Source organism: Azospirillum sp. A23 (assembly GCF_042938965.1).
In the GTDB taxonomy this organism is placed as follows: Bacteria; Pseudomonadota; Alphaproteobacteria; order Azospirillales; family Azospirillaceae; genus Azospirillum; species Azospirillum melinis.
Genome location: NZ_CP170667.1, coordinates 1590029 through 1605177 on the forward strand (window position 1 = coordinate 1590029; position 15149 = coordinate 1605177).

At 68.1% G+C, this 15149-nt stretch carries 13 protein-coding genes; 10 read left to right on the forward strand and 3 right to left on the reverse strand.

Annotated features, from left to right (window positions below; all coding sequences use genetic code 11):
* Positions 1 to 68 precede the first annotated feature (68 nt).
* The 4 genes from tldD (at position 69) to ABNQ40_RS24900 (ending at position 3179) form a co-directional block, all read left to right on the forward strand.
* Positions 69 to 1502, forward strand: coding sequence for a metalloprotease TldD (gene tldD, locus ABNQ40_RS24885; protein ID WP_391347636.1), 1434 nt, complete (start codon positions 69 to 71; stop codon positions 1500 to 1502).
* A 203-nt stretch (positions 1503 to 1705) separates the two neighbouring features.
* Entirely contained in the window at positions 1706 to 2212 is a 507-nt protein-coding gene (locus ABNQ40_RS24890; protein ID WP_391347638.1) for a polymorphic toxin type 46 domain-containing protein, read from the forward strand.
* A gap of 32 nt (positions 2213 to 2244) precedes the next feature.
* Positions 2245 to 2532: an immunity protein Tsi6 family protein gene (locus ABNQ40_RS24895; RefSeq protein ID WP_109051097.1), complete on the forward strand. Its 288-nt coding sequence runs from the start codon at positions 2245 to 2247 to the stop codon at positions 2530 to 2532.
* Positions 2533 to 2639: 107 nt separating this feature from the next.
* Positions 2640 to 3179, forward strand: a complete 540-nt coding sequence (locus tag ABNQ40_RS24900) for a glycine cleavage system protein R (RefSeq protein ID WP_109051096.1) — start codon at positions 2640 to 2642, stop codon at positions 3177 to 3179.
* 13 nt (positions 3180 to 3192) lie between these two features.
* On the opposite strand, the gene sugE is transcribed toward ABNQ40_RS24900, so the two are convergent.
* A complete protein-coding gene (sugE, locus tag ABNQ40_RS24905; RefSeq protein WP_098740076.1) occupies positions 3193 to 3510 on the reverse strand; it encodes a quaternary ammonium compound efflux SMR transporter SugE in 318 nt (105 codons plus the stop codon).
* A gap of 251 nt (positions 3511 to 3761) precedes the next feature.
* Between sugE and ABNQ40_RS24910 the strand changes: the two genes are divergently transcribed.
* The 3 genes from ABNQ40_RS24910 (at position 3762) to ABNQ40_RS24920 (ending at position 8769) form a co-directional block, all read left to right on the forward strand.
* The gene (locus ABNQ40_RS24910) at positions 3762 to 4085 is read left to right on the forward strand and encodes a succinate dehydrogenase assembly factor 2 (protein WP_109051095.1); all 324 of its coding nucleotides are present in this window, start codon (positions 3762 to 3764) and stop codon (positions 4083 to 4085) included.
* An 87-nt stretch (positions 4086 to 4172) separates the two neighbouring features.
* A complete protein-coding gene (mfd, locus tag ABNQ40_RS24915) occupies positions 4173 to 7814 on the forward strand; it encodes a transcription-repair coupling factor (RefSeq protein WP_391347641.1) in 3642 nt (1213 codons plus the stop codon).
* A 1-nt stretch (position 7815) separates the two neighbouring features.
* The gene (locus tag ABNQ40_RS24920) at positions 7816 to 8769 is read left to right on the forward strand and encodes an ACT domain-containing protein (RefSeq protein ID WP_109051093.1); all 954 of its coding nucleotides are present in this window, start codon (positions 7816 to 7818) and stop codon (positions 8767 to 8769) included.
* A gap of 16 nt (positions 8770 to 8785) precedes the next feature.
* Here ABNQ40_RS24920 and ABNQ40_RS24925 read toward each other — a convergent pair whose 3' ends face one another.
* Positions 8786 to 8995, reverse strand: coding sequence for a hypothetical protein (locus tag ABNQ40_RS24925; RefSeq protein ID WP_109491089.1), 210 nt, complete (start codon positions 8993 to 8995; stop codon positions 8786 to 8788).
* A gap of 195 nt (positions 8996 to 9190) precedes the next feature.
* Here ABNQ40_RS24925 and ABNQ40_RS24930 point away from each other — a divergent pair, with 195 nt between their 5' ends.
* Positions 9191 to 11122 (forward strand): di-heme-cytochrome C peroxidase, encoded by a 1932-nt coding sequence (locus ABNQ40_RS24930; RefSeq protein ID WP_109051092.1) that lies wholly within the window; start codon positions 9191 to 9193, stop codon positions 11120 to 11122.
* Positions 11123 to 11162: 40 nt separating this feature from the next.
* Here ABNQ40_RS24930 and ABNQ40_RS24935 read toward each other — a convergent pair whose 3' ends face one another.
* Positions 11163 to 11573, reverse strand: coding sequence for an HIT domain-containing protein (locus tag ABNQ40_RS24935; protein WP_109051091.1), 411 nt, complete (start codon positions 11571 to 11573; stop codon positions 11163 to 11165).
* Positions 11574 to 11844: 271 nt separating this feature from the next.
* On the opposite strand from ABNQ40_RS24935, the gene ABNQ40_RS24940 reads away from it, so the two are divergent.
* A complete protein-coding gene (locus ABNQ40_RS24940; RefSeq protein WP_109051090.1) occupies positions 11845 to 14454 on the forward strand; it encodes a glycosyltransferase family 2 protein in 2610 nt (869 codons plus the stop codon).
* A gap of 103 nt (positions 14455 to 14557) precedes the next feature.
* Positions 14558 to 15124, forward strand: a complete 567-nt coding sequence (locus tag ABNQ40_RS24945; protein ID WP_109051089.1) for a hypothetical protein — start codon at positions 14558 to 14560, stop codon at positions 15122 to 15124.
* Positions 15125 to 15149 lie beyond the last annotated feature (25 nt).

Sequence of the window (15149 nt, forward strand, 5' to 3'; positions counted from 1 at the left end):
GAACAAGGCCGCTACTCCCCGCGGGCCGGGCAGGCCGGGTTCCGCCCCATCACAGGTTCGGAGTTTTCATGAGCGCGCTTGCCGTCACCGACGATCTCTTCTTCAACCGCGCCGGCATGGACCGCGCCCGCGTGGAAGGCGTCGTGCAGGACGCCCTGCACAGTGCCGACGATGGGGAGCTCTACCTCGAATACGCCCAGAGCGAGTCGCTGGGCTGGGACGATGGGAAGCTGAAATCCGCCAGCTTCGACACCACCCAGGGATTCGGCCTGCGCGCCATCGCCGGCGAGGCGACCGGCTACGCCCATGCCAGCAACCTGTCGGAAGAGGCGATCCGCCGCGCAGCCGCCACCGTGCGCGCCGTGCAGGCCGGCCACGCCGGCACGCTGGCCGAGCCGCCGGCCGGCACCAACCGCGCGCTCTACATCCCCGACAACCCCCTGCACCTCGTCCCCTTCGAAGAGAAGGTGAAGCTGCTGGCCGACATCGACGCCTACGCCCGCGCCAAGGACGAGCGCGTCCGGCAGGTCAGCTGCTCGATCAGCGGCGAATGGCAGGCGGTGCAGATCATGCGCGCCGACGGCGTGCGCGTCGCCGACCTGCGCCCGCTGGTGCGCCTGAACGTCTCCGTCGTGGTGGCCGAGGGCGACCGGATGGAGACCGGCGGCTATGGCGGCGGCGGCCGCGTCACCTACGAACATTACATCCAGCCGGAAACCTGGCGCGGCTTCGTCGACGAGGCGCTGCGGCAGGCGCTGGTCAACCTGTCCTCCGTCCCCGCCCCGGCCGGCGAGATGACGGTGGTGCTGGGCAGCGGCTGGCCCGGCATCCTGCTGCACGAGGCCATCGGCCACGGGCTGGAGGGCGATTTCAACCGCAAGAAGACCTCCGCCTTCTCCGGCCTGCTGGGCCAGCGCATCGCCGCCCCCGGCGTCACCATCGTCGATGACGGCACCATCGAGAACTCGCGCGGCTCGATCAGCGTCGATGACGAGGGCACGCCCGGCCAGTGCACCACGCTGATCGAGGACGGCATCCTGGTCGGCTTCATGCAGGACCGCATGAATGCCCGCCTGATGGGCATGCGCCCGACCGGCAACGGCCGGCGCCAGAGCTTCGCCTACAACCCGATGCCGCGCATGACCAACACGGTGATGCGCAACGGCAACCACAGCCCGGACGAGATCATCGCCTCGGTCAAGAAGGGCATCTACGCCAAGAATTTCGGCGGCGGCCAGGTGGACATCACCAACGGCAAGTTCGTCTTCTCGGCCAGCGAGGCCTACCTGATCGAGGACGGCAAGCTGGGTCCGGCCGTGAAGGGCGCCACCCTGATCGGCAACGGCCCGGACAGCCTGACCCGCGTGTCGATGATCGGCAACGACAGCCGCCTCGACCCCGGTGTCGGCACCTGCGGCAAGGACGGCCAGGGCGTGCCGGTCGGCGTCGGCCAGCCGACGCTGAAGCTGGAAGGACTGACGGTCGGCGGCACCGCCGCCTGACGCTGCGGCGTCTGACATCTTCCGAGCCTCGATGAAGGGCCGGATCGCTTTGGCGGTCCGGCCCTTTTTGCATTTCGGGCTTGGAGCCGCCGATTGCATCGGTATCGTCAATCCGGAGTTTTTCAACCTTCCGGATTGGATGATCGCCAATGCATTCGTTTTCGCGCATTTTCAAGACAACGACGCTCGTTTTCGGACTGGCGTTGGCCGCGGCCCTTCCGGGTCATGGCCAGACCGCCCCGAGCGTCGAGCAGGTGACCGCCGCCAGGGCTCCCGGCGCCAGCGCCGATCAGCTGAACGCCCGCGTCGTGGTGGCGAGCTATTTCTATGCCTCCACCGATCTCACCCCCGCCCGCTATGCCGACGATGCCAAGGGAATCGATTTCTCCAAGCCGCTGGAGGTGATCGACGTCGCCGCCGGCACCGGCTGGTACCAGTATGTCCGTACCGGCTATGACAGCGTCCGCTTCGGCAACTTCTTCTCGCCCGTGGTGACGGCGACGCCCGACTGCCTCGGCATCTCCGGCGCCGGCCGGGCCGAATACAAGGCGGTCCTGCCCGCCGGCCAGGGGCTGAAGTCGGTTGCCGCCCCCATCGTCGACAGCTGGACCACCCCCGGCACCAGCGTGCAGACGGCGGGCGGTTGCGCCCAGGTCGTCGTGCCGAACAGCGTGAAGGCCGGCGTCACCAGCGGCGGTCTGGTACAGTAACCCGCCGCCCCAATCGCAACCGGAGTCCCGCCATGCCCGACATCGCCACCGCCGACGAGTTGCGCCGCCGCATCGCGCAGGCCCAGGCCGGGGTTGCGGCGCTGGCACGGCGGGAACCGGAAAACAGCTGGCTGAGCAGCATCCAGCGCCAGCTCGACTATGTGGACGGGGCGGCGCGGGATGGGGCCAAGCGACTCGACCACGCCGACGAGCTGAATTTCGGCCTGCTCGCCTCCCACTATGTCGACGATGCCGACCCGGCGCTGGCGGCGGAGCTTCACGCCATCAGCGCCGCGGCCCGCCGGCTGTTCGGCTTCTGAGTGCCATTTTGTGCTGGCGTTCCCGGCACCCCGCTTCGATGATCGCCCTTCCGGACGGCACGGCCGAACCCGTGCCCGTCGAAGAAAAGCAAAACGGGAGATGTGCGATGGCGACGGAATCGACCGCTGGGCTGGCCCTGGTTTCCACCTTCTGCCCCGACCGGGTCGGGCTGGTGTCCGGCATCACCAGCCACCTGTTCGAACAGGGCATCAACCTGCGCGACGCCACCTTCGCCTCGCTGGGCAGCGGGGCCGAGTTCTCCGCCGTCTGTGAACTGCCCGGCGGCCTGACGGTGGCGGAGGTCCAGGCCAGCCTGTCGTCCCTGCCCGTCCTGGCCGGCGCCGAGGTGAAGGTCACCCCCTTCGCCTTCGATCCCCAGCCGGGTCCGCAGGCGATGGTCACCCACCGCGTCGAGGTGTCAGGCGGCGACCAGCCCGGCCTCGTCGCCCGCCTGTCGGAGATCTTCACCCAGTTCGACGCCAACATCGTGCGCCTGGACGCACAGACGCTGCCCGACCGCGCGGGCGAGCGCTATGTCCTGCGCTTCTCGGTTTCGATCCCGCCGGAGCGGGCGGAGGTCTGCCTGTCGGCGGTGGCCAACACCGCGGAAACGCTGGGGCTGACCTGCCGGGCGGAGGCGCTGTGAGGGGGTTTCCCCCTCACCCATGCAGGACTTTCAGCCCGACGATCCCGCCGACGATTGCCGCGATGCACAGCAGACGCAGCGCGCCGGCGGGTTCGCCGAACAGCATCATGCCGAGCAGCGCGGTGCCGACCGTGCCGATTCCCGTCCACACCGCATAGGCGGTGCCGAGCGGCAGGGTCTTCAGCGCCGCCCCCAGCAGCAGGATGCTTGCCAGCATCGCCGCAGCGGTCAGCACGCTGGGAACCAGACGGGTGAAGCCTTCGGTGTATTTCAGGCCGACGGCCCAACCGATTTCAAAAAGACCGGCGAAGAACAGCGTGACCCACGCCATGACGGTACCTCCGTCCTGGAATGGCGGGGTCGTCCCCACCCGGTTTGCCTCTGCAATCGGCGGGGTCGTCCCCGCGGGCCAGACCGCAGATAGGACAGCCCGCCCGCCCAGTCAAGACGCGCGGGTCAAGACCGGCGGGTCAGGGTGGGCGGCGAATGTTGCATCGCCACGCCGGCCCGTGCAGGATGGGGTTCCTGAATGGTTCCCCCTTCGCCGCTGGTGGCGCTGGGGGCTTTCGACGTTGGACTGCAATGACCGAAAACGGCCCCCACACGGCTTCCGAGGCACCGGCTCCCGAGAAGGCCGAATCGCTTGAAAACCGGCGCAAACGGCTGCGCTTCCGCTCCTGGCACCGCGGCACGCGCGAGATGGATCTGTTGATGGGGAGCTTCGCCGACGCCCATGTCGGCGATTTCGACCACGCCATGCTCGACCGCTTCGAAGCGCTGCTGGAGCTTGGCGATCCCGACCTCTACGACTGGATGTCGGGCCGCGAGCCGGTCCCGGCGGAGCATGACAGCGATGTGATGCGCCTGTTGACGGCATTCCGTTACACACCACGTCAAGGCTCCTGACGGAGCAACCGTCAACGCTCCTGACGGAGCCGCGGTCAAGGCTCCCGGCGTTTCCAGACCGTCCCCGCATCTCCGAGGCATCCTCCTTTGGTCAGTTACGATCTCCAGCCCGGCCGCGCCGGCCGACTCCTGATCGGCGGCGCGCCCGAGGGTCATGACGCCCGCATCCTGGCGGAACTTGCGCAGAAGGCCGGCGGCTACGGCCTGCTGCATGTGGCGCTGGACGACACGCGCTGCGCCCTGCTGGCGGAGGCGCTGGCCTTCTTCGCGCCGAAGCTGGAGGTGCTGACCTTCCCGGCCTGGGACTGCCTGCCCTATGACCGGGTGTCGCCCAACGGCGGCATCGTCGCCCGGCGCATCGACACGCTGACCCGCCTGATCGCCCGGCGCGACGCGGCGTCCAACCGCGACGGTCTGGCGCCGCTGATCGTGCTGACCACGGTCAACGCCGTGGTGCAGAAGGTGCCACCACGCAGCGCCTTCAAGAATGCGGTGTTCTCGGCCAAGCTTCGCGACCGGATCGACCTGGAAAAGCTGCAACGCTACCTCGCCGGCAACGGCTACACCCGCGCGCAGACGGTGCGGGAGCCTGGCGAGTTCGCCGTGCGCGGCGGCATCGTCGACCTGTTCCCGCCCGGTACCGAGGAACCGTTGCGCCTCGACCTGTTCGGCGACGAGCTGGAGGGCGTGCGCGCCTTCGACCCCATGACCCAGCGCACCACCGACAAGCGCGAGCATGTCGAGCTGAAGCCGATGTCGGAGGTCTTCCTCGACGAGGCCGGGATCGCCCGCTTCCGCTCCGGCTACCGCGAGCTGTTCGGCGCGGTGACCGACGACGATCCGCTCTACGAGGCGATCTCCGCCGGGCGCAGCTATGGCGGAATGGAGCATTGGCTGCCGCTGTTCCACGAGAGCATGGACACGGTGCTGGACTATCTGCCGCGCGGCATCGTCGGCCTGGACCATCAGGCCAACGAGGCGCGCGACGCCCGCATCGCCCAGGTGGTGGATTTCCACGCCTCGCGCGACGGCATGATGACCATCGAGAAGCGGGCGGGCTCGCCGGTCTACAAACCGGTGCCGGTCGCCTCGATGTTCATCGACGCCACCGGCTGGGACGCGCTGCTGGCGGAACGCGCGGTGGCGCAGCTCCAGATCTTCTCGACGCCCCCCGGCATCAAGGGCACGGTGGATGCCGGCGGCAAGCGCGGCCATGACTTCGCCGAGGAGCGCAACCGCCCCGACGTGAACGTCTTCGACGCGGTGAAGGACCATATCCGGGCACTGCGCGCCGACGGGCGCCGCGTGCTGATCGCCGGATATTCCGCCGGCTCGCGCGACCGCCTGTCCAACGTGCTGGCCGACCACGGCATCCCCGGCCTGGAACCGGCGGAGAGCATGGAGGATGTCCGCCGTTTCGACCGCGGCATCATCGGCACCATCGTGCTGGGGATGGAGCATGGCTTCACCTCCGCCGACCTCGCCGTCATCACCGAACAGGACATCCTCGGCGACCGTCTGGTCCGCCCGGCCAAGAAGAAGCGCAAGGCCGCCAACTTCATCGCCGAGCATTCGGCCCTGCATGAGGGCGACATCGTCGTCCACATGGACCACGGCATCGGCCGCTACGATGGGCTGGAGACGCTGGAGGTCACCGGCGCGCCGCACGACTGCCTGCGCCTGGTCTATGAGGGCGGCGACAAGCTCTACGTCCCGGTCGAGAACATCGAGGTGCTGTCGCGCTACGGCTCGGAGGACGCCAACGTCCAGCTCGACAAGCTGGGCGGCGCCGGCTGGCAGGGCCGCAAGGCGCGGGTCAAGAAGCGCCTGAAGGACATGGCGGAAGCCCTGCTGAAGATCGCGGCGGAGCGCATGCTGAAGAAGGCCGATCCGGTGCTGACCCCGGAAGGCGTCTATCAGGAGTTCGCCGCCCGCTTCCCCTATCCCGAGACCGACGACCAGCTGAAGGCCATCGAGGACATCTTCACCGACCTCGGCAGCGGCCGGCCGATGGACCGGCTGGTCTGCGGCGACGTCGGCTTCGGCAAGACCGAAGTGGCGCTCCGCGCCGCCTTCATGGTGGCGATGAGCGGCAAGCAGGTCGCCGTCGTCGTGCCGACCACCCTGCTCGCCCGCCAGCATTTCCGCACCTTCTCGACCCGCTTCAACGGGCTGCCGGTGCGCGTCGTGCAACTGTCGCGCATGGTGACCGCCCGCGAACAGACGCTGGTCAAGAAGGAGCTGGCGGAGGGCACCGCCGACATCGTCGTCGGCACCCATGCCCTGCTCGCCAAGGGCCTCGACTTCAAGCGGCTCGGCATGGTCATCGTCGACGAGGAGCAGCATTTCGGCGTGAAGCAGAAGGAGCGGCTGAAGGAGCTGCGCGCCGACATCCATGTGCTGACGCTGACCGCCACGCCGATCCCGCGCACGCTCCAGATGGCGCTGTCCGGCGTGCGCGAGCTGTCGCTGATCGCCACCCCGCCGGTCGACCGTCTGGCGGTGCGGACCTTCGTCCTGCCCTACGACCCGGTGGTGATCCGCGAGGCGATCCTGCGCGAGCATTACCGCGGCGGCCAGAGCTTCTACGTCTGCCCGCGCGTGGAGGATCTGGCGAAGGTGGCCGAGCGGGTGCGCGAACTGGTGCCGGAGGTCAAGGTCGTCACCGCCCACGGCCAGATGCCGGCCAGCGAGCTGGAAGACGTGATGACCGCCTTCGACGAGGGCAAGTTCGAGGTGCTGCTCGCCACCAACATCATCGAGAGCGGGCTGGACATTCCCAACGCCAACACGCTGATCGTCCACCGCGCCGACCTGTTCGGGCTGGCCCAGCTCTACCAGATCCGCGGGCGCGTCGGCCGGTCGAAGAAGCGCGGCTACGCCTATCTGACCTATGCGCCGAACAAGCCGCTGAGCGGCACCGCCCAGCAGCGCCTGCACGTCATCGAGACGCTGGACAGCCTGGGCGCCGGCTTCCAGCTCGCCAGCCACGACATGGACATCCGCGGCGCCGGCAATCTGCTGGGCGAGGAGCAGTCGGGTCAGGTGCGCGAGGTCGGCGTCGAGCTTTACCAGCAGATGCTGGAGGAGGCCGTCGCCAACGCGCGGGCCGCGATGCAGGAGGGGGCCGTCGCCGCCGCGGCGGCGCAGGACTGGGTGCCGCAGATCAATTTGGGCACGCCGGTGCTGATCCCGGAAAGCTACGTCCCCGACCTGACGGTGCGGCTGTCGCTCTACCGCCGCATCGCCGATCTGGTCGACCGCGCCGAGGTGGACGGCTTCGCCGCCGAGCTGATCGACCGCTTCGGCAAGCTGCCGGAGGAGGTGGAGAACCTGCTCGACGTCGTCACCATCAAGCGCTGGTGCAAGCAGGCCAACATCGACCGCGTCGATGCCGGGCCGAAGGGGCTGGTGCTGGCCTTCCACGACAATTTCTATGCCGAGCCCGCCAAACTGCTGACCTACATCGCCCAGCACCTGACGCTGATGAAGCTGCGGCCCGACCACAAGCTGGTCTATATCCGCGAATGGTCCGATCCGGCGGCCCGCGTGCGCAGCGTGCAGAAGCTGGTCAAGGATCTGGCGGAGATGGCGTCGGGCGGTGGCGTGCCGCGCGGCGAGACCCCGCCGCCGCCGCCTCCCCCGCCGCCGCCGAAGCCGACCGGGGCCAAGATCGCCTCGCGTTTCGGCACGCCGTCGCGCTTCGGCCGTCCGACCGGGCGGCGCTGAGATGGATGAGCTGATCCGCAACGCGTCGCTGGCCCGCCGTCTGGCCATCGGCGACCGGCGGGCGGTGGGCGACGCTCCCTCCGTCGCCGATGAGGTGTCGGCAGACCGCGGCAAGCTGGCGGAGCTTGTCGGCTGCCTGTTCGACCGCAACGCCAGCGTGCGCATGCGCGCCGCCGACGCGCTGGAACGGGTGTCGCGCGGCAATGCCGGCTGGCTCGACCCCTATGTCGAGCATCTGCTGACCGATGCCGTCGCCATCGAGCAGGCGGAGGTGCGCTGGCATATCGCCCAGATCGTGCCGCGCCTGACCATGACGGAGGAGCAGCGCCACCGCGCCGCCGTCCTGCTGGCCGACTGGTTCGAGAACAGCCCCAGCCGCATCGTCCAGACCAGCGCCTTGCAGGCGGTGGTCGATCTGGCCGAATCGGATGCCGGACTGCGCGCAACCTCGGCGGAGATGCTGGGCCGCGCCATGCGCTCCGGCGTGCCGTCGCTGGCCGCCCGCGCCCGGCGCATCCTGAAGCCCTTCGAAGTGGACGAGGCGACGCTGACCGCCGCCCTGGTGCGCGAGCAGACCGGCCTGACCCTGTCGATCCTGCCCGACCGTCTGGCGGTGGCGCAGCTGCCGCCGGGCAGCGGCCTGCCGGACTGGCTCGATTGGACCGACCCGCTGGTCGGCGCCACCCGCACCGGCGAGGAGCTGTCGATCCTCTGCCGCGAGGAGCGCGTGCCCGAAGGGGTGAAGGCCGAACGCGGCTGGCGCGCCTTCCGGGTGGAGGGCGTGGTCGATTTCACCCTGTTCGGCATCCTGGCCCGCATCGCCGTGCCGCTGGCCCAGGCCCATCTGCCGATCTTCGCGATCTCCACCTACAACACCGACTATGTGCTGGTCCGCGCCGACGATCTGGACAAGGCCGCGGACGTGCTGGCGCTGACCTGCACGGTGAAGCGGTAGGGAGAGGTTGGGGCGGCTAGGCGCCGCCGCCCTCCCGCTGGCTTTGCTCGGCGATCTCCTCGCGCTCGCCCATCTCCTCCCACTTCTTCTGGACAGGCTTGTCGGGATCGCCGGCCGCCTTGCCGGTGCGGTCGACAAGCTTGTCCTCGATCCGCTGGGCGGCCTCGGACGGGGCGTCGGACTGGGCATTTGAGGTGCGGGAGGCAGAGCGGTCTTCGGCGGTCATGGCGGCGATCTCCGGATTTTTGCTGAACCCACGAACGGTTCCGATCTGATAACCACCCACCCGGCCCGGCGGTTCCGCTCCCGTTTCAAAAATTGCATGTAGAAAAGAAATACAATTTTCCTGTTGCCCGGGCTTATTTATCACAGCGACAGTGGGGTCATTGACCATCACCCCCCGCGCGTGGAGGTTTTGCCCATGAATGCGTCTCGCCTGTCGATTGTGGCGGCGATCAGCCTGCTGCCGCTGACTTTGCTCGGCGCCTGTGCGCCGGCGCTGCCGACACCGGCCCCCACCAAGGAAGCGGTCTGGCTCGACCAGAACTGGAAGCCGGGCGAGCGCTATTGGTACCACCATGCCAGCCAGGGCACCTCGACCTTCCCGATCTCCTATTCCTGGTTCATGGCGCTGGAGCAGCCGGACATCCGGGTCTTCGGCGAACCCAGGATGCTGGCGGACGAATCGTACCTGCAGCAGTTCGGCTTCATCCCCAGCCCGAAGCGGCTGGGCGGCGGCACGGCGCGGGATTACGGCTATGGGGCGGAACCCGGCTCGGCCAAGGCGGTGCTAGCCGCCTACAACCAGTCGGAGGACGAGGTCAACCCGGACGGCCTGCCGGTCGGCTTCGCCCGAACCAAGGGTTATGTCGACCCGACGACAGGCGCGCCGCTGCCCGACCAGATCGGCCTGACCTGCGCCGCCTGCCACACCGGCCATATCGAGTATAACGGCGTCAGCCTGCGCATCGACGGCGCGCCGGCCGTCATCAACCTCGATGCGCTGACGGCGGCGCTCGGCTATTCGCTGGCCTACACCAAGGTCCTGCCCGGCCGGTTCGACCGCTTCGCCGACCGCGTGCTCGGCCCCAACCGCACCGCCGAACAGACGGCCGCCCTGCGCGAGCAGTTCGAGCAGACGCTGGCCACCTTGGAAGCCCTGGCGAAGCGCGGCGCGGCGCAGAGCGGCAATCCGGCGGTCGTCGAAGGCTTCAACCGTCTGGACGCGCTGACCCGCATCGGCAACACCGTCTTCACCAACGACCTGCTGAACGGCAAGGTGGAGTTCGACCCCTTCACCAACGTCGCCGCCATCACGGCGCCGGTGAAGTATCCGCACATCTGGAACGCGTCCTGGTTCGACTGGGTGCAGTACGACGCCTCGATCATGCAGCCGATGGTGCGCAACGCCGGCGAGGCGATGGGCGTGGCGGCGCGGGTGAACCTGTCGAACCCGGACCGCAAGCTCTATGCCTCCTCCGTTCCTGTCGACACCCTCTACAGGATGGAGCAGCTGCTGGCCGGTCCCAACCCGCGGGCCCGCAAGCCGGACGGCAGCATGACCGGCTTCCAGGGGCTGACCGCGCCGAAATGGCCGCAAGCCGTGCTCGGCGCCGTCGATGAGGCCAAGCGGGCGCGCGGCGCGGGCCTGTACCATGAGCTGTGCCAGGGCTGCCATCTTCCGCCGGTCGACACCCCGGCCTTCTGGGATGCGAAATACTGGACCAAGCCGAACGCCGCCAAGCAGAGCTATCTGAAGGTGACGCCGATCAATGTCGGCACCGACCCGGCCCAGGCCAACATCCTGCAGACCCGGACGGTGCAGCTGCCCGCCTTCCTGAAGGTCGATCCCGCCAGCCTGTGCAACGGCAAGCCGGGCGAGCCGGTCACGAGGACCAGCTTCGCGGCGGCGCTGGGCTACGTCGTCCAGAAGACGGCCGAGACCGCCTATGACGAGAACAAGGTCCCGCCGGCCAAGCGGGAGGAGATGAACGGCTTCCGTCCGAACTGCCTGCAGGCGGAAGGCGGCTACAAGGCCCGTCCGCTGGATGGCATCTGGGCCGCCGGTCCCTACCTGCACAACGGCTCGGTCCCCACGCTCTACGACCTGCTGTCGCCGCTGGCCGAGCGGCCGAAGAGCTTCTGCCTCGGCCTGCGCAGCTTCGATCCGGTGAAGGTCGGCTACCGGACCGACTGCACCGACGGCACCTTCACCCTCGACACGAAGATTCCCGGCAACACCAATGTCGGGCACCAGTTCGTCGGGTCCGGTGTCGCCGGCAGCGGCATCATCGGCCGCGGCCTGTCCGAGCAGGAGCGCTGGGATCTGGTGGAATATCTGAAGACCCTGTAACGCCTGCCCCGCCGGCCCGGCCCCGCGACCGGGCCGGCGGTCATTCCTCCGCATGCAGCGCGTCGGCCAGCCGTTGCGCCAGGGCCGCCGCCGCCGCCGGCCCGTACGGCTCGGCATGGCCGGACCCCCAGACCGGACCCGGCCATGCCGGATCGCCGCGCGTCCGCCCGATCACATGGACGTGCAGCTGCGGCACCATGTTGCCCAGCGCCCCGACATTCATCTTGTCCGGCGCGAACAGCCGCTCCACCACGCGGGAGGCCAGCGCGATCTCCCGCATCAGCGTCGCCTGATCCCCGTCGCCGAGCCGGTGGATTTCCACGGCGCCCGCGCGCATCGGCACCAGGATCAGCCAGGGCCACAGCCGGTTGTTCATCAGCAGGACCCGGCAAAGCTCCAGATCGGTCACAGGACAGGTGTCGGCCTGTAGCCGTTCATTAAGGGAAAACATGCTTCACTCCTCTCTGGCACTGGCTGTCTGGTACTGGCCGGAAGCATCATCCGGGAATAATCCGGAGGCTGCTCTGTTGTAGCCGGCAGTGGCGGGCCAACCGCGAAGCTTGTATAGAAGGCCGTGCGCGCCGGCCATATGGCACGGGCGGCTTTCGTTGGACGTTTATAGAGTTCGGTCCGAGGCAATGGTCGGGGCGGCAACGATCCCCTTGCGCCATTTCCGCGGGCCGTATCCATGTTTTCTGGTGCGGCGAGCGAGAACGACCCACATGCGCAAATCGGCCTTTGCGGTTCTGATCCTGGTGATCCTCGGCAACATCGCCTTCTGGGCGCTGTGGAACCGTCCGGTGGACGAGCGGTCCTGGGCCGGCGCCATCACCGGCGTCGCCTATACCCCCTTCCATTCGGACAAGAGCCCGTCGAAGGGCGACAAGGCGTCCGCCGACGACATCGAAAAGGACATGACGGCGCTGGAAGGCGCGGTGAAGGCCGTCAGAACCTATTCGACCACCGACGGCTCGGAAATGGTCGCGGCCATCGCCGCCAAGCACGGCCTGCCGGTGACCGCCGGCGCCTGGACCGCCGGCAAGCCGGAGATCGACGAGCCCGAACTGGCTGGCCTGATCAAGCTCGCCCGCGCCAACAGCAACGTCCGCCGCGTGCTGGTCGGCAACGAGGCGATCCTGCGTGCCGACCTGACGGTCCCGCAGGCCATCGAGTACGTCAAGCGGGTGAAGAAGAAGGTCAACGTCCCGGTCTCCATCGCCGAGCCGTGGCACGTCTGGCTGAAGAACCCCGAGCTGGCCGACGCGGTGGACTTCCTCGCCGTCCATCTGCTGCCCTACTGGGAAGGCGTGCCGGTCGACCAGTCGGTCGATTACGCCATGTTCCGCTACAACGAGCTGAAGGCGAAGTTCCCCAACAAGCACATCCTGATCGGCGAGATCGGCTGGCCGGCCGACGGCCCGTGGCGCCGCGGCGCCGAGGCGAGCCAGGTCAATCAGGCCAAGTTCATCCGCAACTTCCTGAACGTCGCCGCCCAGAACAAGCTCGACTACTTCATCATGGAGGCCTTCGACCAGCCCTGGAAGCGGGAGATCGAAGGCACGGCCGGCACCAGCTGGGGCCTGTGGGACTATCAGCGCAACCCGAAATTCCCGATGATCGGCGGGGTGCACGAGGTCCGCAACTGGGAGATCAAGTGCGCCACCGCCGTGGCGCTGGGCTTCCTGCCGCTGGTGTTCTTCCTGTGGCGCCGCAGCGACCTGAAGATCGGCGGCCAGATCTTCTACGGCGGGCTGATCCAGGCCGTCGCCTCCGTGCTGGTCTTCACCGTCAGCGCCGCCTCGGCCGCCGGCCTCGCGCTCACCACCGAAATCGCCTGGGGCCTGCTGATCTTCTGCCAGCTGGTGCTGTTCGCGGTCATGCTGATCGACGGCATGGAGCTGACCGAGGTCGTCTGGCAGCACAAGTTCAAGCGCAAGTTCATCCCCTGCTCCGCCGCCCCGCTGCCCAACGCGGCGAAGGTGTCGATCCATGTGCCCTGCTACAACGAGCCGCCGCACATGGTCATGCAGACGCTGGACGCGCTGGCGAACCTCGACTACCCGAACTACGAAGTCCTGCTGCTGGACAACAACACCAAGGATCCGGCGGTCTGGCGGCCGATCGAGGAGTATTGCCGGAAGCTGGGGCCGAAGTTCCGCTTCTTCCACCTCGACAACTGGCCGGGCTTCAAGGCCGGCGCGCTGAACTTCGGTCTGGCGCAGACCGCCCCGGATGCCGAGCACATCGCCGTCATCGACAGCGACTATCAGGTCCATCCCGACTGGCTGAAGGCGACCATCCCGCACTTCAACCGGCCGGAGGTCGGCTTCGTCCAGTCGCCGCAGGATTATCGCGAGTGGGAACACGACCTGTTCCAGCGGATGACCAACTGGGAATATGCCGGCTTCTTCCACATCGGCATGATCCAGCGCAACGAGCGCAACGCGATCATCCAGCACGGCACCATGACCATCATCCGCAAGTCGGCCCTGGAAAAGGTCGGCCGCTGGGGCGAATGGTGCATCACCGAGGACGCCGACCTCGGCCTGCGCCTGTTCGAGCATGGCTATGAAGCCGTCTACATGCCGGAGAGCTACGGCAAGGGCCTCGTGCCCGACAGCTTCTCCGCCTACAAGACGCAGCGCTTCCGCTGGGCCTACGGTGCGGTGCAGATCCTGAAACATCATTGGCGTCAGCTGTCGCCCGGTGCCAAGGAGCTGACCGCCGGCCAGAAATACCACTTCATCACCGGCTGGCTGCCCTGGTTCGCCGACGCCGCCCACATGGTGTTCGGCATCGCCGGCATCCTGTGGTCCATCGGGCTGATGGCCTTCCCGAAATATTTCGAGTTCCCGCCCAACGTCTTCATGATCCCGACGCTCAGCGTCTTCGCCTTCAAGGTCGGCGCCTCGCTCTGGCTCTACGAGGCGCGGGTGAAGTGCGGCTTCTGGGACAAGGTCGGCGCGGCGGTGGCCGGCATGGCGCTGACCCACACGGTCGGCCGCGCCATGTGGCTCGGCATCTTCACCTCCGGCCGCCCCTTCGTCCGCACGCCGAAGTGCGAGAACCAGCCGGCGCTGATGCAGGCCTTCCTGATGGCGCGGGAGGAACTGGTTCTGCTGGTGTCGCTGTGGGGCGCGGCGCTCGCCATCGTCATGGTCTTCGGCCATGAGAACCGCGACGCCTTCATGTGGTCGGGCCTGCTGGTGGTGCAGTCGCTGCCCTATCTGGCCGCCTTCATCACCGCGCTGATCAACGTCTTCCCGACGCTGGGATTCGGCAGGAACAAGCCGCAACCGGCCGACAATGCGGTGGCCGGCGCTGGCGACTGATGGTCATAGGCCGGCGCTTCGGCTTGGAAGGAAGCGCCGGCTCTGCCAGACTTGATCGCTGACGGGGCGGTTCCCCGGGAGGCGGCCATCTGGGAGACTGTCCATGTCCGGCAATGTCCACGGTGTCGGCCCACCGGAATTCAGCGTCCGCACCACCGCGGGCGTCGAGCGGGCCGGCAGCGCCACCGACCGCAACCACCGCCGCAACCCGCGGCGGGAACAGCAGGAGCGTGAGCAGGAGCGGCGCGAGCAGAACCCGCCGAACCCGCAGCGCCGCCGCCTCTACGATCTGCTGTTCGATGAGGTCGACCAGTTCGACGGGCTGGACGAGCGGCAACGCAGCCGGCTGAAGGACAGCCTCCGCAACCATCTGTCCCGAAGTACCCCTGCCAAACCGAGCGCGGCGCCGTCGGTTCCTCATGACGAGGAGGCGCTGGCCGAGGCCCTGCTGAAGGATCCGGCGGCGCCGATCCCGGTCGATCCCGACCACATCGTCCAGGCCGTCACCGCGGCAGCGCCGGCGCAGGATGCGGAAACCGCCCGGATGGCCGAACAGCTGCGCGACTGCCTCTCCCGCAACACCGACCGCGCGCGCAAGGTGGCGGTCTATTTGCACCTGCTGCTGACGCTGGAGGGAGCGTTCCGGCCGCATATGGTGGTGGATGTGTAGGTGAGGGTATTCGCCAGCCGACACC